The 22,677-nt window shown below is 51.8% G+C and carries 21 protein-coding genes, 1 tRNA gene and 1 pseudogene; 11 read left to right on the top strand and 12 right to left on the bottom strand.

What is annotated here, in order from left to right:
* Positions 1-11 precede the first annotated feature (11 nt).
* Positions 12-821 (top strand): DUF2877 domain-containing protein, encoded by an 810-nt coding sequence (locus tag NMD08_RS19250; RefSeq protein WP_187252872.1) that lies wholly within the window; start codon positions 12-14, stop codon positions 819-821.
* Between the two features lie 3 nt (positions 822-824).
* On the top strand, positions 825-1,718 hold the full coding sequence (locus tag NMD08_RS19245; protein ID WP_003835758.1) for a carbamate kinase: 894 nt from the start codon (positions 825-827) through the stop codon (positions 1,716-1,718).
* Positions 1,719-1,754: 36 nt separating this feature from the next.
* On the opposite strand, the gene purK is transcribed toward NMD08_RS19245, so the two are convergent.
* The 4 genes from purK to ppiB all read right to left on the bottom strand — a co-directional run bounded on the left by purK (position 1,755) and on the right by ppiB (position 4,786).
* Positions 1,755-2,822 carry a 5-(carboxyamino)imidazole ribonucleotide synthase gene (gene purK / locus NMD08_RS19240; protein ID WP_151224882.1) on the bottom strand — a complete coding sequence of 356 codons (1,068 nt, stop codon included), beginning with the start codon at positions 2,820-2,822 and terminating at the stop codon, positions 1,755-1,757.
* Complete coding sequence (gene purE, locus NMD08_RS19235; RefSeq protein WP_151218672.1) at positions 2,819-3,328, bottom strand: 5-(carboxyamino)imidazole ribonucleotide mutase; 510 nt, start codon at positions 3,326-3,328, stop codon at positions 2,819-2,821. The genes purK and purE overlap by 4 nt, the downstream gene beginning before the upstream one ends.
* 238 nt (positions 3,329-3,566) lie before the next feature.
* Positions 3,567-4,289 carry a UDP-2,3-diacylglucosamine diphosphatase gene (lpxH, locus tag NMD08_RS19230; RefSeq protein ID WP_370618796.1) on the bottom strand — a complete coding sequence of 241 codons (723 nt, stop codon included), beginning with the start codon at positions 4,287-4,289 and terminating at the stop codon, positions 3,567-3,569.
* A gap of 2 nt (positions 4,290-4,291) precedes the next feature.
* On the bottom strand, positions 4,292-4,786 hold the full coding sequence (gene ppiB, locus NMD08_RS19225; protein WP_003021875.1) for a peptidylprolyl isomerase B: 495 nt from the start codon (positions 4,784-4,786) through the stop codon (positions 4,292-4,294).
* Positions 4,787-4,959: 173 nt separating this feature from the next.
* On the opposite strand from ppiB, the gene cysS reads away from it, so the two are divergent.
* Positions 4,960-6,345, top strand: coding sequence for a cysteine--tRNA ligase (gene cysS, locus NMD08_RS19220; RefSeq protein ID WP_210904739.1), 1,386 nt, complete (start codon positions 4,960-4,962; stop codon positions 6,343-6,345).
* A 91-nt stretch (positions 6,346-6,436) separates the two neighbouring features.
* Here cysS and NMD08_RS19215 read toward each other — a convergent pair whose 3' ends face one another.
* The 3 genes from NMD08_RS19215 to folD all read right to left on the bottom strand — a co-directional run bounded on the left by NMD08_RS19215 (position 6,437) and on the right by folD (position 8,166).
* On the bottom strand, positions 6,437-6,961 hold the full coding sequence (locus NMD08_RS19215; protein WP_151218674.1) for a metal-dependent hydrolase: 525 nt from the start codon (positions 6,959-6,961) through the stop codon (positions 6,437-6,439).
* Between the two features lie 124 nt (positions 6,962-7,085).
* Positions 7,086-7,298, bottom strand: a complete 213-nt coding sequence (ybcJ, locus tag NMD08_RS19210; protein WP_048212377.1) for a ribosome-associated protein YbcJ — start codon at positions 7,296-7,298, stop codon at positions 7,086-7,088.
* Position 7,299: 1 nt separating this feature from the next.
* Positions 7,300-8,166: a bifunctional methylenetetrahydrofolate dehydrogenase/methenyltetrahydrofolate cyclohydrolase FolD gene (folD, locus tag NMD08_RS19205; protein ID WP_003021887.1), complete on the bottom strand. Its 867-nt coding sequence runs from the start codon at positions 8,164-8,166 to the stop codon at positions 7,300-7,302.
* Between the two features lie 571 nt (positions 8,167-8,737).
* Here folD and fimA point away from each other — a divergent pair.
* The 6 genes from fimA (at position 8,738) to sfmF (ending at position 14,808) form a co-directional block, all read left to right on the top strand.
* Complete coding sequence (gene fimA, locus NMD08_RS19200; protein ID WP_151218675.1) at positions 8,738-9,292, top strand: type 1 fimbrial major subunit FimA; 555 nt, start codon at positions 8,738-8,740, stop codon at positions 9,290-9,292.
* Between the two features lie 77 nt (positions 9,293-9,369).
* Positions 9,370-9,903: a type 1 fimbrial protein subunit FimI gene (gene fimI, locus NMD08_RS19195; RefSeq protein ID WP_151218676.1), complete on the top strand. Its 534-nt coding sequence runs from the start codon at positions 9,370-9,372 to the stop codon at positions 9,901-9,903.
* 42 nt (positions 9,904-9,945) lie between these two features.
* Complete coding sequence (gene fimC / locus NMD08_RS19190; protein ID WP_151218677.1) at positions 9,946-10,638, top strand: type 1 fimbria chaperone FimC; 693 nt, start codon at positions 9,946-9,948, stop codon at positions 10,636-10,638.
* A gap of 7 nt (positions 10,639-10,645) precedes the next feature.
* On the top strand, positions 10,646-13,267 hold the full coding sequence (locus tag NMD08_RS19185; protein WP_151218678.1) for a fimbrial biogenesis usher protein: 2,622 nt from the start codon (positions 10,646-10,648) through the stop codon (positions 13,265-13,267).
* A gap of 4 nt (positions 13,268-13,271) precedes the next feature.
* Entirely contained in the window at positions 13,272-14,279 is a 1,008-nt protein-coding gene (fimH, locus tag NMD08_RS19180; RefSeq protein WP_151218679.1) for a type 1 fimbria D-mannose specific adhesin FimH, read from the top strand.
* Positions 14,280-14,313: 34 nt separating this feature from the next.
* Positions 14,314-14,808: a fimbria assembly protein gene (sfmF, locus tag NMD08_RS19175; protein ID WP_151225080.1), complete on the top strand. Its 495-nt coding sequence runs from the start codon at positions 14,314-14,316 to the stop codon at positions 14,806-14,808.
* Positions 14,809-14,857: 49 nt separating this feature from the next.
* On the opposite strand, the gene fimZ is transcribed toward sfmF, so the two are convergent.
* From fimZ to fimW, 3 genes and pseudogenes are all read right to left on the bottom strand, one after another.
* Positions 14,858-15,490, bottom strand: coding sequence for a fimbria biosynthesis transcriptional regulator FimZ (gene fimZ, locus NMD08_RS19170; protein WP_003021902.1), 633 nt, complete (start codon positions 15,488-15,490; stop codon positions 14,858-14,860).
* 585 nt (positions 15,491-16,075) lie between these two features.
* Positions 16,076-16,798, bottom strand: a complete 723-nt coding sequence (locus NMD08_RS19165) for a fimbriae Y protein (RefSeq protein ID WP_370618794.1) — start codon at positions 16,796-16,798, stop codon at positions 16,076-16,078.
* A gap of 384 nt (positions 16,799-17,182) precedes the next feature.
* A pseudogene (gene fimW, locus NMD08_RS19160) lies at positions 17,183-17,766 on the bottom strand (fimbria biosynthesis transcriptional regulator FimW).
* Positions 17,767-18,022: 256 nt separating this feature from the next.
* Here fimW and NMD08_RS19155 point away from each other — a divergent pair.
* Positions 18,023-18,099 (top strand) — tRNA-Arg (locus tag NMD08_RS19155).
* A gap of 8 nt (positions 18,100-18,107) precedes the next feature.
* Here NMD08_RS19155 and torS read toward each other — a convergent pair.
* A complete protein-coding gene (torS, locus tag NMD08_RS19150; RefSeq protein WP_252837975.1) occupies positions 18,108-20,894 on the bottom strand; it encodes a TMAO reductase system sensor histidine kinase/response regulator TorS in 2,787 nt (928 codons plus the stop codon).
* An 82-nt stretch (positions 20,895-20,976) separates the two neighbouring features.
* Between torS and torT the strand changes: the two genes are divergently transcribed.
* A complete protein-coding gene (gene torT / locus NMD08_RS19145) occupies positions 20,977-22,002 on the top strand; it encodes a TMAO reductase system periplasmic protein TorT (RefSeq protein WP_370618792.1) in 1,026 nt (341 codons plus the stop codon).
* Here torT and torR read toward each other — a convergent pair.
* Positions 21,975-22,667: a two-component system response regulator TorR gene (torR, locus tag NMD08_RS19140; protein WP_151218684.1), complete on the bottom strand. Its 693-nt coding sequence runs from the start codon at positions 22,665-22,667 to the stop codon at positions 21,975-21,977. The two genes, torT and torR, sit on opposite strands and share 28 nt — an antisense overlap.
* Positions 22,668-22,677 lie beyond the last annotated feature (10 nt).

Here is a 22,677-nt window from a genome sequence, read left to right as displayed (position 1 = left end):
AAGGAGCACGCATGATGATCATCCATCCTCTGCTGGCTAGCCAGCAGTCCCCGGATTTCCGCCAGTCCTGGCAATTGTCTGGCGTCTGGCGACGCGCGATTAATCTCGTGGCCGAAGGGGGCGCACTGTTGACCTTGCACCGCCAGGGGAGTGGCTTTAGCCCGGCAGGATGGGTGATCCGTACGCATGATTTTGATGCGCTGCGTGCGGTGTTACGTGGAAACGAAACTCCTCTGACTGTCCCTGGTGGGATCCAACTGGGGCCATTTTTGCTGTACCAGCCGCAGCGCTGCTGTTCGTTGAGAATCACTTCCCGGCCACATTCTCCGCGGCTTTCACCCGCCTGGATGAATCGCGGCGAGGAAACGGGGTTGTTCGGACCGTTAATGTTGGCGGCAAACCTGCCTTTGTGCTCAGAACTACGTCAGTTCCGCCACTGCTTCTTCTCGGCGCTTGCGGGGGTGTCGACAGACTGGCGACAGTGGTTAGGCAAAGGGCCCGGGTTAACGCCCAGCCATGATGATACGTTGACCGGCATGCTGCTGGCGGCCTGGTATTTCGGTGCGCTGAATAAGGTTTCCGGCCAACATTTCTTTGCTGCTTCCGGCAACCTTGAACAGGCGACGACTGTGGTTAGCGTGAGCTACTTGCGCTACGCGGCAGCAGGTTACTTCGCTTCACCTTTACTCCACTTCACCCATGCGTTGCGTCGTCAGGAAAGACTGGATGCGGCGATTGATTCGCTGCTGGCGCTTGGGCATACCTCCGGCGCAGATACTCTGCTGGGGTTCTGGATTGGACAACAAATCATAGAAGGATAGGGAATGAAAACGCTGGTTGTTGCTCTCGGTGGCAACGCATTATTGCAGCGCGGCGAGGCGCTGACTGCAGAAAATCAATACCGTAATATTGCCAGCGCCGTACCCGCCCTGGCGCGTCTGGCGCGCACATATCGCTTGGCTATCGTCCATGGCAACGGGCCGCAGGTTGGCTTGCTTTCGTTACAGAATCTCGCCTGGAAGGAGGTCGAGCCTTATCCATTAGATGTGCTGGTGGCCGAGACGCAGGGCATGATTGGTTATATGTTGGCCCAGAGTCTGACCGCTGAACCGGAAATGCCGCCGGTGACCACGGTGTTGACACGAATTGTTGTCTCAGAAGACGATCCTGCGTTTATGGCACCGGAAAAATTTATTGGTCCGGTCTATTCGCCCGAAGAGCAAACGCAGTTGGAAGCTACCTACGGCTGGCATATGAAGCGTGACGGCAAATACCTGCGGCGCGTTGTCGCTTCGCCAGAACCTCGCCAGATCGTTGAAAGTGACGCCATTAAGCTCTTACTCAAGGAAGGGCATGTGGTGATTTGCAGCGGGGGCGGCGGTGTCCCCGTTACTGGCGAAGGATTGGGGTCTGAAGCGGTCATTGATAAGGACCTGGCGGCGGCGTTGCTGGCTGAACAGATTGATGCAGATGGTCTGGTTATTCTGACCGATGCTGATGCGGTCTATGAAAACTGGGGGACGCCGGAACAGCGCGCGATCCGTCAGGCCTCTCCAGATGAACTGGCACCGTTTGCAAAAGCAGATGGTTCGATGGGACCAAAGGTCACCGCTGTCAGTGGATATGTGAAACGCCGTGGGAAACCAGCATGGATTGGCGCGCTGTCACGCATTGAAGATACGCTGGCGGGCAACGCTGGAACCTGTATCCGCCTGTAAAAAAACGGGGCGTGTGTATACCCGCCCCGTGTCTTTTTATTTCAGCTTTGACTGCGCCCAGATAATGCCGCTGGCGTATTCCGGCGGCAGCAGAGGGATAAGCGCTTCCAGCGTCGCGCTAAGACGTGCTGTATCGCTGTCGCTCAGATTCAGATGACCCACCTTACGACCTTCACGCACTTCTTTGTCATACCAGTGCAGGTGTACCAGCGGCAGCTTCAGCCAGTCGTAGTTCAGGTCGCTACCAATCAGGTTTACCATCACCGAAGGATTGTTCACCACCGGCGTCGGTAACGGCAGATTGGTAATGGCGCGCAGGTGTAGCTCAAACTGGCTGATGCTGGCGCCGTTTTGCGTCCAGTGTCCGCTGTTGTGTACGCGCGGAGCCAGTTCGTTGATCAGCAGACCTTCCGGGGTGATGAAACACTCCATCGCCATCACACCGACATAGCCCAGTTCCTGCATGATGGCAGAGAGCATCGCTTCGGCCTGCGCCTGCTGTCTGGCGTTAGCCTGCGGGAAGACTACGCTGGTGCGCAGAATACCGTCCTGGTGCAGGTTATGGGTCAGCGGATAGAAGACGGTGCTGCCGTCGTGCGCACGAGCCCCCACCAGCGACACTTCACCAGAGAAGTTGATTCCCCGCTCGACGATGCACTCGCCGTAGCAGTCGTCTGGAAGTTGTTCGGTTTCATTGGCGCGTAAACGCCATTGCCCACGACCGTCGTAGCCACCGATGCGGCGCTTGACGATAGCCAGTTCACCCAGTTTGTCGAATACCGCAGGCCATTCGCTTTTATCCGCCAACAGTTGCCACGGCGCAGTCGCCAGGTCGAGCTTGTCGAAAAGCTGCTTTTGCGTCAGGCGGTCGGCAATAATCGGGAAAACGTCGCGGTTAACAAACGCTGGGTGGCGCGCCAGTTCGCGAGTGAGCGCCGTTTCCGGCCAGCGTTCAATCTCTGCGGTGATTACGCTTTGCTGAAAAGGTACTGCAGCAGGCTCAGCATCCAGCCCGACGGGCCAGACCGCAATACCCAGCGGCTCACCGGCCTGGCGCAGCATGCGCCCTAACTGACCGTTACCGAGTACGCAAACCTGCTTCATGCCGCACCTCGCGGGTCCGGGTTTTCCAGCACCTCATCGGTTTGCGCTTTGCGCCAGTCGTCCAGACGCTGGTGTAATGTTTTGTCGTGTGTAGCAAGAATCTGTGCTGCCAGCAGAGCCGCATTGGCCGCACCCGCTTTGCCGATCGCCAGCGTTCCAACGGGAATTCCGCGCGGCATTTGAACAATGGAGTAGAGGCTATCTACGCCGCTCAACGCCGCGCTTTGCACCGGAACGCCGAGAACAGGCACCAGCGTTTTCGCCGCAATCATACCTGGCAGATGTGCAGCGCCGCCGGCACCGGCAATTATCACCTGATAGCCGTTCTCTTCAGCATTTTCGGCGAAGCTGAATAGCTTGTCTGGGGTGCGGTGGGCGGAGACGACTTCAACATGATGCGGAACGTTCAGGATTTCGAAGATTTCGGCGGCGAACTGCATGGTAGCCCAGTCGCTTTTGGACCCCATCACGATGGCGACACGCGCCGGATTATTGCGGGAAGACATGCGTCTGAAAACTCCTGTGGTGCACTACACTCGACTTTTGAGGCCACCGAGAATAGCATAATTCAATCTCAAGGAAAACGATTGCGCGCTTTACACTTCACTCTTCAAGCTGCCTCTTTGTTGGCTGCATCTGCTCACCCCAGTCACTTACTTTTGTAAGCTCCAGGGGACTCACAGATTTGCCGCCTCGATGCAACTCGAATAGTTTTGTGTAAAGAGGAACTGGGTGCCTGCAGAATTAAAACGGAAAAGCGATTAGCTCAACGTCGCTGGACGTGACTTTTACCATTGAGCCTTCGGTATGCCATGCGCCTAATACCACGCGGAAAGCGGGTTGTTCATTGGCCGTGAGTTCGTGGACAGCCGGACGGTGTGTATGACCGTGAATTAACCACTGGACCTGATGTTTTTCCATCTCGTTAATCACGGCCTGCGGATTCACATCCATGATTTCCAGCGATTTACTGCTGTTGGCGGCAAGACTTCCGGCGCGCATTTTTGCGGCAATGCGCTGGCGAACGAACAGGGGCAGGGCGAGAAACAGCTTCTGTAGCCAGGGTTGATGCACTTTGGCGCGAAACGCCTGATAGCCCGCGTCGTCGGTACACAAGGTGTCGCCATGCATGATCAGCACCTTGCGGCCATACAGGTCGAGCACTTTTTCTTCGGGAAGCAAGGTCATGCCGCTTGCACGGGCAAAACGCTTGCCGAGCAGAAAGTCACGGTTGCCGTGAATAAAAAAGCAGGGGACGCCGGTGTCAGCCAACGCTTTTATCGCCTCGGCCATTTCATGATGCAGCGGATTAGGATCGTCATCGCCAATCCAGGCTTCAAACAGATCGCCGAGAATGTATAGCGCATCGGCCTTGCGCGCATCGCCGGCTAAAAAACGCAGAAAACCGGCGGTGATCGCCGGTTCTTCTGTGCAGAGGTGAAGGTCTGCAATAAACAGTGTCGCCACGATTACTCGCTGACGGTCACGTTTTCAATGATGACGTCTTCTTTTGGCACATCCTGGTGCATGCCGCTGCGACCGGTGGAAACGCCTTTGATTTTATCAACCACGTCCATGCCTTCAACCACTTCAGCGAACACGCAGTAACCCCAACCCTGCATGCTTTCGCCAGAGAAGTTCAGGAAGTCGTTGTCTGCAACGTTGATAAAGAACTGTGCGGTTGCGGAGTGCGGAGCCTGAGTACGCGCCATTGCCAGCGTACCACGGGTATTTTTCAGACCGTTGTTCGCTTCGTTTTTGATCGCTTCTTTCGTGGCTTTTTGCTTCATGCCCGGCTCGAAACCGCCGCCCTGGATCATGAAACCGTTAATAACACGGTGGAAAATGGTGTTGTTATAAAAACCTTCGCGGCAGTAGTCCAGGAAGTTTTTAACTGTTTCAGGCGCTTTATCATCAAACGTTTTGATTACGATATCGCCGTGATTAGTGTGGAAAGTAACCATTTTTGCATCCTGTTCCGATAGATTGGTGCTTCGACCCCGTCAAGGGTCAGAGTTAGGGGTGTGTTATAGCATAACCGCAAGCTGCGATCACCTCGCAAAGTGTGCTGCTTCCGGTCTCAATTATGGGTATTATACAGACTTTACTATCCACACACGTCTACACGGAATCTTCGATGTTAAAAATCTTTAATACACTGACGCGCCAAAAAGAGGAATTCAAACCTATTCATGCCGGGGAAGTCGGCATGTACGTGTGTGGTATTACCGTTTACGATCTCTGTCATATTGGCCACGGACGTACCTTCGTTTCTTTCGACGTCGTTGCACGCTATCTGCGCTTCCTCGGCTATAAGCTGAAGTATGTGCGCAACATTACCGATATCGATGACAAAATCATCAAGCGCGCGAATGAAAACGGTGAAAGCTTTGTCGCGTTGGTTGATCGTATGATTGCGGAAATGCATAGCGATTTTGATGCGCTGAATATTCTGCGCCCGGATCTGGAACCGCGCGCGACGCATCATATTGCCGAGATTATTGAGATCACCGAACAGCTGATCGCCAAAGGTCACGCCTATGTTGCCGATAATGGCGACGTGATGTTCGACGTCCCGACTGATCCGAACTACGGTCAGTTGTCACGCCAGGATCTGGATCAACTGCAGGCGGGCGCTCGCGTTGACGTGGTTGACGTGAAGCGCAACCCGATGGACTTCGTGCTGTGGAAAATGTCCAAAGAGGGCGAGCCGAGCTGGCCGTCACCGTGGGGCGCGGGCCGTCCGGGCTGGCACATTGAATGTTCTGCGATGAACTGCAAACAGTTGGGCAATCATTTTGATATTCACGGCGGCGGTTCAGACCTGATGTTCCCGCACCATGAAAACGAAATTGCGCAGTCTACCTGTGCGCACGACGGTGAATACGTCAATTACTGGATGCACTCCGGAATGGTGATGGTTGACCGTGAGAAAATGTCCAAATCGCTGGGCAACTTCTTTACCGTGCGCGACGTGCTGAAATACTACGACGCCGAAACCATTCGCTACTTCCTGATGTCCGGCCATTATCGCAGCCAGTTGAACTACAGCGAAGAGAACCTGAAACAGGCACGCTCTGCGCTGGAGCGTCTGTATACTGCGCTGCGCGGCACTGACAAGTCCGTTGCTCCAGCCGGTGGCGAAGCCTTTGAAGCGCGCTTCATTGAAGCGATGGATGACGACTTCAACACGCCGGAAGCCTACTCCGTACTGTTTGATATGGCCCGTGAGGTTAACCGCCTGAAGGGTGAAGATATGGCGGCGGCTAATGGTATGGCTGCGCATCTGCGTAAGCTCTCCAGCGTGCTGGGCCTGCTGGAACAGGAGCCAGAAGCCTTCCTGCAAAGCGGTGCGCAGGCGGATGACGGTGAAGTTACTGAAATTGAAGCGTTAATCCAACAGCGTCTGGATGCCCGTAAAGCGAAGGACTGGGCGGCAGCCGACGCCGCGCGTGATCGCCTCAACGAGATGGGCATCGTGCTGGAAGACGGTCCGCAGGGCACCACCTGGCGTCGTAAGTAACACTCTATATTGCCGGATGGCGGCTTACGCCTTATCCGGCCTACGATGAAATGATCGGTAGGCCTGATAAGCGTAGCGCCATCAGGCACTATTAATGACGTTTGTACCACCACAGCACACCCATCATCATAACGCCCGGCAGCCAAACCCACATCAGCTCCGAAATTATTACCTGATGCCCATATGGTGTGGCGTAGCGTGATAGCGCGAACGGGGCGACTTTAATCACCTGCCACGGTGCGAAGAACCGTTCATCCGACCACGGCCACAGCCAGCCGACGCCTTTACCGCCGGTGGTGACAGAATCCAGCAGGCTATGCGACAACAGTGAAACCGTCAGGAATAACCAGCAGCGAATCAGTCCGGCTTTAAACCATCGTCGGCCAATGATTACGCACAGCAGCGGTACCACGAAGGCGAACAGCAGTGAGTGGGTAAATCCACGGTGGCCAAACACATTGCCATAGGCGACACCGAACTTAAATGACAACACATCGGCATCTGGCAGCATAGCCAGAACGACGCCAGTAAACAGTAAGCGCGGGGGGATGACTTTAAGTCCGAGACCTAACCCTAAGCAGAGTGGCACGGCTGCGTGGGTAACAATTGTTGGCATGATGATCGCTTCGTGTGGAAAAACGACATGCTAACAATTCGCTGTGAAGTGGTGATGAAGTTATTATCTGAAAATGAGAGAGGAAGTAGCCGGACAGGGGGTTAACCTCATCCGGCACCAGGGATCATGCCACGACGGTAATGCTTTGGCCTTCAAAGCTTACGGTCTGTCCGGCAACGATTTTGCAGCGCTTACGCGTTTCTACTACACCATCGACCTTCACCAACCCTTCGCCAATGGCGATTTTTGCCTGGGCGCCGCTTTCACTCCAGCCTTCCAGCTTCAGCAGATCGCAGAGTTCAACATGTGGGTGTTTCCCCAGTGAAAATGTGGCCATCTTAAACGTCCTTTACATCATGATATTCAACACACGCCTGGAGCGTGTTTTCGATAAGTGTGGCGACGGTCATTGGGCCTACGCCGCCTGGGACAGGCGTGATATATGACGCGCGTGCGGCAGCATCTTCAAAGACCACATCGCCAACAACCTTACCATTCTCCAGACGGTTGATGCCGACATCAATCACAATTGCGCCTTCTTTGATCCACTCACCGGGAATAAAGCCCGGTTTACCGACGGCAACAATTAGCAGGTCAGCATGCTCAACGTGGCGACGCAGATCTTTGGTGAAGCGATGGGTAACGGTGGTGGTGCAGCCTGCCAGCAGCAGTTCCATGCTCATCGGGCGACCGACAATGTTTGAAGCGCCAATGACGACCGCATTCAGGCCGTAGGTGTCGATGTTGTAACGCTCAAGCAGGGTCACAATACCGCGCGGGGTACATGGACGCAGGCGCGGCGCACGCTGGCACAGACGACCGACGTTATACGGGTGGAAACCGTCAACGTCTTTATCCGGTGCAATACGCTCCAGCACTTTAACGTTGTCGATACCGGCAGGTAACGGCAGTTGTACCAGAATACCGTCGATGGTGGTATCTGCATTGAGCGTATCGATCAGCTCAAGAAGCTCCGCCTCGCTGGTGGTTTCGGGCAGGTCATAGGAGCGGGAGACGAACCCCACTTCGTCGCAGGCTTTGCGTTTACTCGCGACGTAAATTTGCGAAGCCGGGTTGCTACCTACCAGCACAACAGCCAGGCCCGGAGCGCGTAATCCAGCCGCTAAACGCGCCTGAACTTTTTGAGCAACCTCAGAGCGCACCTGCTGCGCAATCGTTTTACCGTCAATAATCTTTGCTGCCATCAGAGAGAGGATTCCGTCTGTTACGTTAAATCGAAGGGGATACCACTATTTTGTCAGAAGCGGGACGTGCTGTCAGTTTTCGTTTGCGTTTTTATGTGCGCCAGGGCTGTCACGGGCTGGAAATGGTGTCAGTACAGAGACTAAAGTCTAACGAATAAATGATGAGCACGCTAATTAAAATTAACGTGAATGAAACATCTCATCACCCTGGGTTTTCTATGGGTAATGCTTCATAAACCAGACTGTTACGTACTATTAAGGCGGCATTTAGGTAATATTAACCAAGACTTTTCTTAGATCCCATTAAGAATTAGCCAGGGCTATTAAAAGGATTTGCAGGTATTTTTCATTAATTGAAATGTTTAATTTATCGCTGTGACGAATAGTCATATTCGCGAAGGATAATTAGTAAATCAAATACTCAGGAGAGTCAGGGTAAAAGGTTAGCTAATTCTCTTACGATATATATCTTTACAGGATGCAGAGATAATTAGCCTGACATTTAATGTCGATAATGAAAACGGATCCCGCAGGATGCTGGAGCCGGATGTGTGTAATTCAAGGGAAATCCATGAAACGTAAATTAATGACCTCTTCTGTTATTGCCAGCCTGATGTTAGTCGCAGGTGCTGCGGTTGCAGCCGATCCGGTAAGCGTGAGCGGCGGTACTGTGCATTTTGAAGGTGAACTGGTCAATGCAGCCTGTGCAGTCAGTACTCAGTCATCCGATCAGGTTGTCACTTTAGGCCAGTATCGTACTGCCAGTTTTGCCGCAGTGGGTGATACAACAGCACAAATTCCGTTCTCCATCGTGCTGAATGACTGCGATCCTGCCGTTGCTGCGACGGCGGCCGTGGCTTTCTCTGGTCAGGCGGATGCCACCAACTCGGCTCTGCTGGCTGTTTCTTCAGGGAATAACACCACCACCGCTGGCGGTGTAGGTATCGAGATTCTGGACAACGCCTCTACTGCGCTGAAACCTGATGGCGCGACCTTCTCTACCGCTCAGGCGCTGGTAGAAGGAACCAACACCCTGCGTTTCTCTGCACGTTATAAAGCGACTGCCGCAAGCGCTACGCCGGGTCAGGCAAATGCCGACGCAACGTTCATCATGAAGTACGAATAAGCCGTTTTGAGTTGCGCAAGGATGACGTTCGCCTCAATGGATGAGGCAATATCCGGGGATGATGAAGGATGCGGCAGATGATAGGGAAAGGCGTAGCGCTGGCAGGAATGCTGTGCGTAATGCCTGTGTTTGCACATACGGTGATACTGGAAAGTGGTCGCCTCCACTTACGTGGACAGCTCGTCAATGGTGCTTGTACGGTCGCCACTGACAGTCAGAATATGCGGGTGCAAATGGGGCAGTATCGTACGAATGCTTTCTCCGGGACGGGAAGCTTCGCCTCTACCAGTGTTCCGTTTTCACTGCGCTTAACGTCGTGCAGCGCCGATGTTTATGACCATGTTGGGATTGCGTTTGCAGGCGTGACGCCAGCCGAAGATCCCCAGGTTTTTCTTGCAAGCGGTGATGCGTCTGCGGCTTCGGGGATCGGTCTGGCATTATTTGATGAGCGTCAACGGCAAATTATTCCGAATGCGCTGCCGCTTCATTATGCGCCGATTATAACGCAAGAAATGACGTTTCATTTCACTGCTCGCTATCGGGCTGTATCGGAAAATATAACCCCGGGAACGCTTCGTTCAGACGTGTGGTTTACGTTGGTTTATCCCTGATTTATTTCCCAACGATAATCGCATCAAAGGTATTTGTAGCTTATGTCTAATTATCTGAAATCAGGTTTTATCCTTTTTCTGGCCTTATTTTCTGCTGCCAGTGTTCATGCTGCTGGCGGTATTGCATTAGGCGCCACTCGCGTTATTTATCCGGCTGATGCCAAACAAACGTCCCTGTCTATTGGCAATAGCGATACCAAAGAACGTTACCTGGTAAATTCATGGATTGAGAATAGCGCAGGTGTTAAAGAAAAATCGTTTGTGGTTACACCTCCACTGTTTGTTAGCGAACCCAAAAGCGAAAACACGCTGCGTATCATCTATGCAGGTGTTCCGCTACCCAAAGACCGTGAGTCGCTGTTCTGGATGAACGTAAAAGCCATTCCGTCAGTCAATAAAAACAGCCTTGAGGGCAAAAACGTTTTGCAACTGGCGATCCTGTCACGTATCAAACTTTTCGTGCGTCCGAATAATTTGCCGCAAATCCCGGAAGATGCGCCGGGGATGTTGACGTTTGCCCGTTCCGGCAATCACCTGAAAATTAACAATCCGTCAGCGTATTACGTCACGTTGGTCAATCTCAACGTGGGGAAAACGAAGGTAGATAACGTGATGGTTGCACCGAAAAGCGATGCACAGGTTCTGTTACCAACGGGCGTGCAGGGCAACGTTACGTTCCAGACGGTCAATGATTATGGCGCTGTGACCCCGGCCAAAACGGTTAGTGTGCGTTGAGATAACGATGAATAAGACAACGTATTTTCCTGGCCTGTTTCCGGGGGTTACGCCACCGCTGGCGGGGGTGGCGTTGTCCACGCTGGCGGCGCTTTTTCCCTCTCTCAGCTACGGGGAAAGCTATTTTAATCCGGCCTTTTTATCTGCGGATACGGCAACCGTGGCGGATTTATCACGTTTTGAAAAAGGCAATCACCAGCCTGAAGGTGTCTATCGTGTGGATATCTGGCGCAATGATGAGTTTGTTGCCACTCAGGATATTCGTTTTGTCACCAGTGCGGCAAAAGCAGGCGAGAAGTCCGGCGGGCTGATGCCGTGCTTTGGGCTCGACTGGGTGAAGCGTCTTGGCGTCAATATCGCCGCGTTTCCGGCACTCAGTAAGGATCCTAACGATACCTGTATCAATCTACCTGAAGCGATTCCAGGCAGCGAGATTGCGTTTGATTTTTCTACCCTGCGACTAAACATCAGCCTGCCACAGGCCTCGATGTTAAACAGCGCGCGCGGCTATATTCCACCGGAAGAGTGGGATGAAGGCATTCCGGCCGCGCTGGTTAACTACAGTTTCACCGGCAGCCGTGGTAGTGATACGGACAGCTATTTTCTGAGTATGCTCAGTGGTCTGAACTATGGCCCCTGGCGGTTGAGAAACAACGGTGCCTGGAGCTATTCCAAGGGCGACGGGTACCGCTCACAAAGCTGGAAAAACATCGGCACATGGCTTCAGCGCGCGATTATCCCGCTGAAGGGGGAACTGGTGATGGGCGACAGCAACACCGGCAACGACGTTTTTGACAGCGTCGGTTTTCGCGGTGCGCGCCTTTACTCCTCTGACAGTATGTATCCCGACAGCTTACAGGGCTATGCGCCAACCGTTCGTGGCATTGCGCGTACCGCCGCGAAACTGACCATTCGCCAGAATGGCTATGTGATTTATCAAAGCTATGTTTCACCCGGCGCTTTCTCGATAACCGATCTTAACCCGACATCGTCCAGCGGCGATCTTGAGGTCACGGTGGATGAGAAGGACGGCAGCCAACAACGCTATACGGTGCCTTACTCCACGGTTCCTTTATTACAGCGGGAAGGGCGTTTCAAATATGACGTGGTCGCCGGGGATTTTCGCAGCGGCAATAGCCAACAGTCTTCTCCGTTCTTTTTCCAGGGAACATTAATTGCCGGGTTACCAGAAGGCTACACCGCGTATGGTGGGACGCAGTTGGCCTCACGCTACACCGCGTTAGTTTTAGGCACAGGCCGAAACCTGGGGGACTGGGGGGCGGTTTCAGTCGATCTAACCCATGCTCGCAGCCAACTGGCGGATGACAGTACGCATCAGGGGCAGTCATTGCGTTTTCTGTATGCGAAATCGCTGAACAATTTTGGCACCAACTTTCAGTTGTTGGGATATCGCTACTCTACGCGTGGTTTCTACACCCTCGACGATGTGGCGTATCGCAGTATGGAAGGTTATGAGTACGAATACGACAGCGAAGGCAATCGCCACGATGTGCCCGATGTGAAGAGTTACCACAACCTGAACTACAGCAAAAAAGGCCGTTTCCAGATCAACATTTCGCAAAATCTGGGGGATTACGGATCGCTGTATATCTCGGGTAGCCAGCAGACATACTGGAACACTTCAGACACCAATACCTGGTATCAACTGGGCTATGCCAGCGGCTGGCAGGGGATTAGCTATTCACTATCCTGGTCGTGGAATGAATCGGTTGGCATCTCCGACACCGACCGTATTGTCGCGTTCAATATGTCAATACCGTTCAGCCTGCTGAGCGGACGGCGCTACTCGCGAGATAGCGCTTTCGATCGCACCTACGCCACCTTTAATGCCAACCGTAATAGCAATGGACAAAATAGCTGGCAGAGCGGGATCGGCGGTACGTTGCTGGATGGACGCAACCTGAGCTACAGCGTGAATCAGGGGCACAGCAGCACCAATGGCTACAGTGGAAACGCCAGTGCCAACTGGCAGGCGGCCTATGGCACGCTGGGCGTGGGATACAACTACGATCGCGATCAGCATGACTACAACTGGCAGCTCTCCGGCGGCGTGGTTGGGCATGCGGACGGCATTACGCTCAGTCAGCCTCTGGGCGATACCAACGTGTTGATTAAAGCGCCTGGCGCACAGGGGGTGCGGATAGAAAACCAGACCGGCGTTCAAACCGACTGGCGTGGATACGCGGTGATGCCGTATGCCACCGTCTATCGCTATAACCGCGTCGCGTTAGACACCAATTCCATGAATAACAATACCGATGTGGAAAATAACGTCAGCAGCGTCGTGCCAACGCAAGGGGCACTGGTGCGAGCGGCGTTTGATACGCGAATCGGCGTGCGGGCGCTGATTACCGCCAGACATGCCGGTAAACCCGTGCCGTTTGGCTCTATTGTGCGGGAAAACACCAGCGGCGTGACCAGTATGGTGGGCGAAGACGGGCAAATTTATCTCAGTGGTCTGCCGCTCAAAGGCGAGTTGCTGATCCAGTGGGGAGAAGGCGCAAACGCTCGCTGCGTGGCGCGCTATGCCTTGCCTGAGGATAGCCTGAAACAGGCGGTGACGCTCACGAACGTGACGTGCGAATCTCCAACGGCACGACAGGAATAATACGATGAAAAGACAAACGGGTTTATTACTGGGAAGCGCTTTATTGTTGATTGCCCATTCATCATGGGCGACGGTCTGCCAGAACTCGAATGGCACACCAACGGATGTTTTTTACGATTTGTCGAATGTCTTTAACAGCAGCAACAACCAGCCGGGACAGGTGGTAACGTTACCGGAAAAATCGGGCTGGATTGGCGTGAATGCCACCTGTCCGGCCGGAACGACGGTGAATTACACTTACCGAAGCTATGTTACTGAACTTCCGGTACAAAGTACCGAGGGCGGTTTTCAGTATCTGAAGCTCAATGACTACCTGCTGGGAGCCATGAGCATCACCGACAGCTATGCCGGACTATTTTATCCCCCGCGTAGCTATATCCGTATGGGGACTCACCCCAACGTACCTAAACAGCAGCCTTTTGGCGTAATGGATTCAAAGCTGGTGTTTAAACTCAAAGTGATCCGTCCGTTTATTAATATGGTTCCGATTCCGCGGCAGACGATGTTCAGTGTTTATGTCACGACCAGTACCGGGGATGCGCTAAGTACGCCAGTGTATACCATCAGCTACAGCGGCAAGGTGGAGGTTCCACAAAACTGTGAAGTGAATGCCGGGCAGATTGTCGAGTTTGATTTTGGTGATATTGGCGCATCGCTATTCAGCAAGGCGGGAGCGGGAAACCGGCCCGAAGGCATCAATCCGCAGACCAAAACGGTGGCGATAAAATGTACCAACGTCGCGGCACAGGCCTACTTAACCATGCGTGTAGAGGCTGAGAAAGCCACCGGACAAATGATGGTATCTGACAACCCGGATTTAGGTTTTATCGTCGCCGATAGCAGTGGTAACCCGCTGACGCCTAACAATTTGTCCAGCAATATCCCCTTTCAATTGGATGATAACGCCGCAGCCAGGGTCGGTATTCGGGCATGGCCGGTCAGCGTGACGGGGAATAAACCTACCGAAGGGCCTTTTACGGCTCGTGGCTATCTGCGAGTGGATTATGACTAATAAGCCAATGCCATCCACATGGGGGCTTCTGACGATGGTGTCCCTGCTGACATTTAGTTTGTTGTGCCATGCCTCCTCGTCGCTGGGTGAAATCAATATTGAACTGCGTGGTAATGTGGTGGACTTTACCTGCGCAGTGATTGCCAGCGACAGCAATAAGTCGGTGGAGTTAGGGACCTGGCCGACAAAGCAGCTTCAGACCAGCGGAGATACCACTCAACCGGTCGCGTTTACGCTGAAGCTTGAAGGTTGCCCGCCGGGATCCGCTTCGATAACGTTTTCCGGTACTCCGGCTCCGGGCACGACGCTGCTGGCGCTCGATGATGTGGTCATGGCGCAAAAGGTGGCGATTGAACTGCACGACAGCGACCGTACGCGACTGCCTCTTGAGCAGGCCAGCGAGTCAGTGAGTATTGATGAGAACGGCAATGCCACACTAACCTTTTTCGCTAACTACATCGCGTTAGCTGATGGGGTTCAGCCAGGTGTTGCCAGGGCTGATGCCACGTTTATGATTAACTATAACTAATCAATGCGCTGACAAGACGCTCCCGAACGACATCTCGCCGGGAGTGTTATTACATTAACTCATGCATTTTTGCATAATCGATCAGCTCAACGATGGTGTGCAACCCGAGCTTGGAGTAGATATTAGCCTTGTGAGCACTAATCGTTTTATTGCTGAGTAACAACTGTTCAGCAATTTCCTTATTGGACAGACCGTTTGCCAGATAACGCAAAACCGTAACCTCGCGGTTAGAGAGCGGCATGTCATTCAGCACACCTTTTTGTGCATTTATATTGTTAATGAAGTTAAGGGTATCCGACGGAAAAAAAGAATATCCCGATAAAATCATTTTTACCGCATTATAGATATCATTGAGATCCTTTCGTTTACTGACAAAACCATTTGCACCGGCCCGGATAGCACGCCCGGCATAAAAAGACTCAGATTTTGAAGATAGAAACAGTACCCGAGTTTTCTCCTGCAATGATTTTATTCTTTTGAGCAATGTAAACCCATCAGAGCCAGGTAGTTCAATATCCAGTATGACAAGATCGACGGGGTACGTGCGCAGATGTTCTATTGCCGTACGGCTGTCGTCGGTTTTCAATACTACCTGAATATTACTGTTTTTCTCGAGTAGTACTTCTATCGACATTCTGACAATAGGGTGTTCGTCCATAATGATAACGGATGCTGGTTTCATTTTTGTATGCCTCAAACTGTTTGCGTATCTTGCGAATTTGATAAAACATCAGGCGTTATAATATTGTCAAATAGCCAAGAATTGTTCTGAGGAGAATCGAATAAATATTATTTCATCCTTGTTTATTCGGTTGTTCTTCTGCAGAACAATGAATTTGTGGAAAATCCATTTCACACCGGGAAACTAACAATTAATCAGGAAACTAAGAGGATTATACCTGCTCTGTTCTTTCGGAAAAGACTTACGACATCCCGGATGTTAATGTCAGTTAGGATATTCTGAAAGTTCCAGATGTGTTAATGGCTATTGGTATTATTGATCTGTGGTTCGAATTATGGCAGATTGAAAATTTTTTTTAAATGGTAAAAACAATACAATAGACTAATTGTTTAGGTTTTGTTAAGGCTGAAATTATGCTTTTTTATATCGAAATGCACAGAATCAGTAAGGTTAACTGTGAAAGTGGTACCAGATATAATACCAGGAATAGTTGTAAATATTAAATATTTGTAAAAATTAGATCTTTATTCTTATTCGAGAATAAGTAATTTCCTAAAAAATCTTATGGCACATAGGGTTATGATGTTAAATTAAATGAAGAGAGGTAACGCTGAGGCGGTGTATCAGATGCAAAAAGCGCTGTCTGTTGGGCAATCCCAGGCGCGTAATCAACTGGTTCAGGCGATAGATGATACGGTGGTAGGGTTGTGCTTGTAATAATGCAATATTTTTTAAGGAGTTACCTTGTAAAAGTAAGGTAATCATCTCCCAATCGAGCTGATTAATGCACCTTGAGTGAAAATAATTTGGAACCGGAGATAATAAGGCTATACGTATCTCATGGAGGTGTAAATTGCGTGACAAGATATAGAATGGACCAGACAGTGAAATAAAGGTAGTCAGATCGTCATCACGACTGGGAAGCATTATGAAGATCTGAATGTCACTACGCTGCTTAATTAGCTGGCGCAAACATTCAAGTATATCGAAATAAGGAGTTGTTAAGCTTTCTATGTCAATCACAAACTGGCTAATTACCGACTCCTGGATGCTGAGTAAGGCCGACTCAACGCTCTGGAAGATCGCCGTACGAGTACCTGAGAATAAATGTCGACTTAGTGCATAGGCCAGGTAGTAGTCTGTTGTGATTATCGCCTGAGATATAGTGTCGTCCGGTAAATTATGTTCGAGTTTTTGCGCCAGATACTCGAGCCGGTCAAATACTTGTGAGGTACAGTGGGGATATTGCCAGGTACAGTTAGGGTTTCGTATGCGGCGATAGCGATCCCGGCGTTTTGCGCTGTGCATCCTTTTTCATTCCATTTCTGTTGCGGCAGGTCTGGATAAATTGCTGACTATAAACATCCCTGACCCAAATTTTTTCCAGCGTAAGGGTTATGTCCTTGTGCCGTTGGGTTTCAGTACTTCAACAATCATCAGACTGGCAATTGCGTATCTCATCAGAATAATCTGCCGGAAATTTTCTGGTGTCTTACTCAATGCCCAAAAGATCGTTTTATCCAGTTCAACCTCTCTCTGATATTAGATAAAATATTACCGGGTGTGTCTTTCTGTTACTCCGGAAATAGTATTTCTGGATTATTCTGGCAGTCTGAGGATAGGTACAGTAGGAGCCGATACTTAATTGAGGATGAGATATTTCTCAATAAAAATTAGGCAGAGATATCCCGTCTAATTTTGTAGAAAATTCAGATGGGCGCGGATGTATCTTAAGAATTGCTGATCGTTTTTCACATGCAGCTTTTTCATTATGCCGCGTCGAGTCGCTTTGGCCTGAAGATCGCTAATTGAGAGCAGGTGAGCCGTTTCGGCTAAGGTGTATCCGCTGGCGAGAAACATTAAGAACTGGCGTTCTGCGACAGAAAAGTTGCGGGTAGTGCAGTAATGGCAGATAGTCGCAGGTACGCTGTGGCGCAGCGCGCGTTTTTGCAGGATGAGGACCAGTTTTTTGGTTATCTCATCTACGTCATCTTCCCGATAGATTAGCGGCAACATGTACAGGCAGGGTCTGAACATCAGCTTATCTTTATCGTTTTTGCTACAGATAACCACCCTGTGTTGGCGCCTGGTGTGGACCGGAACCTGGTGCTGAGCCAATCTTCATCCAGTGAGATAAACGCGATTTCAGCGCGATCGATATCCTCGACAGGCAAAAAGCAAATCTCCTGATGCCACTGATTCGCCAGGTGGGAGATGATGATTTTCAGTCCATGTTCGAAGTGACTGTTTTCTTCCTTGATGGCAATACTTAACATTAAAGAGTTCCTGAACCGCTGGAGAGGGATAAAGGAATGTTAAGCAAAATCATAAATATTCTAAATACATGTATCCCTAAATCTGACGTTTTGTGAGCTGAGTTGTTACCAGGTGATTTCCTGGATACCTTTGAACAAGCAGAAAAAATCAACATTCGTACACTTCGTCAGCAACCGAAATCAAAAGGCATTGACTCAGCAGGCGCTGACCGTATAATTCACGCGTTTCATCTGCATGAAGTAATCACTTCGCAATGCGCCCTTAGCTCAGTTGGATAGAGCAACGGCCTTCTAAGCCGTAGGTCGTAGGTTCGAATCCTACAGGGCGTACCATTTCAACCTCACTTCAGATGTTCTGCTGCAGCGAACCGCGACAGCTTTTCCTTTTCCAGCCAGCGTTCTAATTCATAAAGGCTTTGTTGTATCTCTTCTCTGAGTGAAAAATCGCCTGACGGCTGCTGCTCAAGCTCTGCACACATTCTACTGGCAGAGCGCATCCCCATGCTGGCGCAACTGCTTTTTAACTGATGTGCCAGACGTTTTATCTGCTCGTACTCTTGGGCTGCGCGCGTAGTGTCAATGTCATCCAATAAAGGAAGGGTATGTTGCTTAAAGAGCGCTAACCATTCCTGCACCTTTTGCCACCCCATTATCTGGATATCCCCGGCTAATTGCTGGGTATCTAATCGTTCGTTGCTATGGACTGATACCCTCGGGAGAGAGGCATTCCCGTGAAGATAAAGCATAATTAGCCGACTGAGTTCATCCCGGGGAACCGGTTTTTGAATGATGCCGAGAAACAGGGTGCTGGTTCTTTGACTTAGCGTTTCGTCAATGACATGTGCGCTAAAGCCGATCAGGTTTAGCGTCGGGTACTCGCGGGTTAACTGCTGCGCCAGCGTGATGCCGTCGATATCAGGAAGATCGAAATCAACCAGGGCGGCATTATACTGGGCGTCTTGCTGCAGTTGCGTTAGCGCGGCAGCGGCATTGTCGACAGCGGTGACTTGAGCGCCATTGAGAGTGAGCATTTCCGCGCTGATGCGTTGCGTGAGAGGATTATCCTCAATAAGCAGTAAGCGCAAACCCTGCAACGACAGAGAACGTGGAACGGATTTCGCTACCGGCATCGCACCAGGCCGAAGTGGCAGACGTAAACGAAAGCAGCTTCCGACTCCTGGTGTGCTGGTGACACTTAATTCACCTTGCATCGCCTGCGCGAGGCTGGCGCTGATAGTGAGCCCAAGCCCGGTTCCTCCACGTTTACCGCTTACCTGAACAAACGGCTGAAAAATATCGTGCTGGCGAGCAGGATCAATTCCGCATCCCGTATCTTCAACCTCAATATACCAGTCTTGTTCTTCACGCCGACTACGCAGGATGATGTGTCCCCGATCGGTAAAGCGTAGTGCGTTGTTTAATAAGTTAGTAATGATTTGCCGGATGCGGCGCGGATCGCCGCGCAGGGAATCGGGTATATCGTCGGCAAAATCCGCAACCAGTTTGACCGGGCGACCGGCAACGCGGCCGTGCATGAGCTGAAGCGTACTTTCCAGCAACGGTTTGGGCTCAAAGGGTTCATCGCCGATCGCCACATTTTTTCCGCCCGCTTCGATGGCGGAATAGTCGAGGATATCGTTGAGTATGGTCAGCAGCGACTCGCCAGAGTCGGTGATTGCGTGCAGATTCTCCTGGTGCTGCGCCAGTGCAGGATTCTCTGAGAGCAATTGCGCAGTCCCGAGGATCCCATACAGCGGGGTGCGTATTTCATGGCTCATCGCGGCAAGAAACGCCGATTTTGCCTGGTTGGCTTTCTCGGCTTCAGCACGCGCGTGTCGGTGTTCCGACACCATAGAACGCAGCTCGGCTGTACGAGCTTTAACCTGAGCGGCCAGATGTTCGCGATGGCTATTGAGGGCGTGCACGCTGCCACGAAATGCATCCATCAACCGCCCAATGGTATCCAGTTCGCGAACGCCTGCGGTTTCCGGAAATGGGGAATCAATATCGCCTTCAAGCAAACGCTGTAACGCCTGGGTTTGCTGCGCCAACGGGCGCGTGACTGAGCGATAAACCACGCGCCAAAGAATAATAATCAACAGGCACAATGATACTGCGCCTAACAGCAGCAGCAGCGTTTGCCCGCGCTGGCTGGCCTGTTTGAGATGCGCCAGCCCGGTCTGATTGCGTTGGCCAATGGTTTCCACCAATTGACTGACTTCGCTGCTAAAGCGGGTAAATTGCTCAATATTGTTCTGCGATAAAATCTGTAAGCGGGTGGTGATGTCATTATCCTGACGATACAGGGCCAGCAGCTCGACATAACGGCCAATTGTATTCACGGCATCGGCAACCTGAGTGCGTACCACCGGATCTTCAATGCGTATTTGTCGGCGGTGCAGCACTCTGACTGCAGCATTCAACTGAGTTTCCAGCGCCGCCAGGTTATTCTGCGCCTGGTTATTCCCCAGATTCATCACCATTTGCTGCACGCGAAGCGCGCTCAGCCGCAGTTCATTCATCTGGTTATAATATTCCAGATCGATATCGATAAGCCTGTCGAGAGCGTTTTCTGCCGCTTTACCCTGATGACTCTCAATTAAATCATAAATGCTTGCCTGCGTGGCACCTGCCGAGGTGGCGGCATTGCTGGCCTGACCGCGCGCCATTTCGGCAACGTCGGCGGTAGCCTCAACCAGTTTTTGGCTGAGCTGTTGCTGTTGATCGCGTAGTCTCAGACGTTCACCAACCATTTCTCCCTGATGGCTTAACGACTGGGCGATCTCTTTTTCCTGCTGTTCAATAGCTGAGGTATCAAAACCCTGTTCGCGAAGGGTTTTTAATAATGCGGTTATTTTCAGGCTTTGGGCGGTTAACATGCGCCCCTGCGCCAGCCACATATTTTCATTATCTGCGGTGGTCAGATTCTGCGCGGAAAACAGTTCCCAGGCGCTGGCTTCGCTGAGCTGGCGCGCCATGTCCATAGTCGGGATCAGGGCCTGGGTATTGGCCTGCTCAACCTGACTGACAAAACGCAGGTTATACCAGCCTACCAGCGTACTCATGAGGGTCAGTGTCGCCATCAGCGCGAAGCCTATCCACAGTCGTTTGGTCAGAGATAAATTCACGGTCTGGTCGCCACAGATTAAAAAGGTTGAGTCCGAAAGAGGAATGCAACTAGGATAAAGCCTTATCAATGTTGAGGCTATCATGCGCGTATTGGTTTTCCTGCTGATCACACTTTTTCCCGGCTTAAGTCATGCGGCCGGGTCCGCACTGCTGCGCTGGCAGGACACCCGGCAGGCAGTCTCGGCGACGCAGACGGACCTTACTGCAAGCAAAGTCTGGAAACTGTGCGCGTTATATCCCAGCCTGAAGGATTCCTACTGGCTTTCCGTGAATTACGGCATGCTTGAGGCGGCAAAAAAATATGGAGTAAGCCTGAAGGTGTTCGAGGCGGGAGGGTATCGCCAGTTCGACACACAAAAAAAACAAATCGCCCAGTGCCAGCAATGGGGCGCGGATGCCATTTTATTGGGCAGCAGCACAACGACTTTTCCGGATTTGCAGGCGCAGGTTGGTACGCTGCCGGTTATTGAGGTAGTGAATGCTCTCCACGACGCGGCGGTAAAAGCCCGGGTGGGGGTTCCATGGTTCCAGATGGGTTACCAGCCAGGCCGCTATCTGGTTAAGTGGAGCGCGGGCAAACCGTTAAAGGTCTTATTATTGCCTGGGCCTGATGATGCCGGAGGCAGTCGTGAGATGGTGGATGGATTCCGCCAGGCGATTGCTGGCAGTCAGGTGCAGATTGTGGATGTGGCGTTGGGAGACAATGATATTGAAGTTCAGCGCAACCTGTTGCAGGAGATGCTGGAGCGTCACCCGGATGTCGACGTGGTTGCGGGTACGGCTATTGCTGCGGAAGCGGCGATGGGGGAGAGGCGCAATCAGGGCGCGCCGTTAACCGTTGTCTCATTTTATCTTTCGCATCAGGTGTATCGCGGGCTTAAACGCGCAAGAATCATTATGGCTGCCAGCGATCAAATGGTCTGGCAAGGTGAACTGGCGATTCAACAGGCCATCAGGGTGTTACAAGGGCAGCCGGTGCCGGAAAATATCAGCCCACCGATCCTGATACTCACCCCGAAAAATGCCGACAGCCAGCATATTAAGCACTCGCTGTCACCCGGCGGATTCCGTCCTGTGTATCAGTACACGTCAGCTGCTAAAAAGTAGCCTTCCCCGTGCTGCGTTACCAGTAAATCAGCCCGCAGCTTGTGGCGTAAACGGCGGATCAGTACGTCCACGGTGCGTAAGTCAGGATTGTCTACCCGTCGTGCTGACAGCATGCGCAGTAAACGTTCGCGACTGAGAATTTCCCCTGGATTGGTAACAAAAGCGACCAGCATTTCATACTCGGCGCGGGTGAGTTTGATTGCCTCATCGCCCAGTTCCAGGGTATGGCGGGAAACGTTCAGACAATATCCGGCAAACTGATAGCAGTTGTCTTTGGTCTCCGGTTGCGCCTGGCGGGCAAGGTCGATACGCCAAAGCAAATTTTTCACCCGTACCACCAGTTCACGTAGCTCCAGCGGCTTAGTGACATAATCATCGGCCCCCATTTCCAGGCCAACGATACGGTCAATTTGGTCACAGCGACCCGTCACCAGAATGATCCCCACCGTCGAGCGTTCACGCAGAGCGCGGGTTAGCATTAAGCCATTTTCATCCGGGAGGTTGATATCTAACAGAATGAGATCGACTGCGTGCTGCGACATGATTTCACGTAGGCCAGCACCGCTGGCTGCGACCGAGACCTGATAACCTTCCTGTTCAAAATAGGCCTGTAACCGTGCCTGTGTAACGGGCTCATCCTCAACAATGACAATGTGATGCGACATCCTGTTTGCT

Source organism: Citrobacter meridianamericanus (assembly GCF_041320245.1).
GTDB lineage: Bacteria > Pseudomonadota > Gammaproteobacteria > Enterobacterales > Enterobacteriaceae > Citrobacter > Citrobacter meridianamericanus.
This window is presented reverse-complemented; position numbering and strand designations above follow the sequence as displayed.

What these genes read in the sequence shown, in the direction of transcription:
- NMD08_RS19250 (WP_187252872.1), top strand. Translation starts at nt 12, where the DNA reads ATGATGATCATCCATCCTCTGCTGGCTAGCCAGCAGTCCCCGGATTTC.
- NMD08_RS19245 (WP_003835758.1), top strand. Translation starts at nt 825, where the DNA reads ATGAAAACGCTGGTTGTTGCTCTCGGTGGCAACGCATTATTGCAGCGC.
- purK (WP_151224882.1), bottom strand. Translation starts at nt 2,822, where the DNA reads ATGAAGCAGGTTTGCGTACTCGGTAACGGTCAGTTAGGGCGCATGCTG.
- purE (WP_151218672.1), bottom strand. Translation starts at nt 3,328, where the DNA reads ATGTCTTCCCGCAATAATCCGGCGCGTGTCGCCATCGTGATGGGGTCC.
- ppiB (WP_003021875.1), bottom strand. Translation starts at nt 4,786, where the DNA reads ATGGTTACTTTCCACACTAATCACGGCGATATCGTAATCAAAACGTTT.
- cysS (WP_210904739.1), top strand. Translation starts at nt 4,960, where the DNA reads ATGTTAAAAATCTTTAATACACTGACGCGCCAAAAAGAGGAATTCAAA.
- NMD08_RS19215 (WP_151218674.1), bottom strand. Translation starts at nt 6,961, where the DNA reads ATGCCAACAATTGTTACCCACGCAGCCGTGCCACTCTGCTTAGGGTTA.
- ybcJ (WP_048212377.1), bottom strand. Translation starts at nt 7,298, where the DNA reads ATGGCCACATTTTCACTGGGGAAACACCCACATGTTGAACTCTGCGAT.
- folD (WP_003021887.1), bottom strand. Translation starts at nt 8,166, where the DNA reads ATGGCAGCAAAGATTATTGACGGTAAAACGATTGCGCAGCAGGTGCGC.
- fimA (WP_151218675.1), top strand. Translation starts at nt 8,738, where the DNA reads ATGAAACGTAAATTAATGACCTCTTCTGTTATTGCCAGCCTGATGTTA.
- fimI (WP_151218676.1), top strand. Translation starts at nt 9,370, where the DNA reads ATGATAGGGAAAGGCGTAGCGCTGGCAGGAATGCTGTGCGTAATGCCT.
- fimC (WP_151218677.1), top strand. Translation starts at nt 9,946, where the DNA reads ATGTCTAATTATCTGAAATCAGGTTTTATCCTTTTTCTGGCCTTATTT.
- NMD08_RS19185 (WP_151218678.1), top strand. Translation starts at nt 10,646, where the DNA reads ATGAATAAGACAACGTATTTTCCTGGCCTGTTTCCGGGGGTTACGCCA.
- fimH (WP_151218679.1), top strand. Translation starts at nt 13,272, where the DNA reads ATGAAAAGACAAACGGGTTTATTACTGGGAAGCGCTTTATTGTTGATT.
- sfmF (WP_151225080.1), top strand. Translation starts at nt 14,314, where the DNA reads ATGGTGTCCCTGCTGACATTTAGTTTGTTGTGCCATGCCTCCTCGTCG.
- fimZ (WP_003021902.1), bottom strand. Translation starts at nt 15,490, where the DNA reads ATGAAACCAGCATCCGTTATCATTATGGACGAACACCCTATTGTCAGA.
- NMD08_RS19165 (WP_370618794.1), bottom strand. Translation starts at nt 16,798, where the DNA reads ATGCACAGCGCAAAACGCCGGGATCGCTATCGCCGCATACGAAACCCT.
- torT (WP_370618792.1), top strand. Translation starts at nt 20,977, where the DNA reads ATGCGCGTATTGGTTTTCCTGCTGATCACACTTTTTCCCGGCTTAAGT.
- torR (WP_151218684.1), bottom strand. Translation starts at nt 22,667, where the DNA reads ATGTCGCATCACATTGTCATTGTTGAGGATGAGCCCGTTACACAGGCA.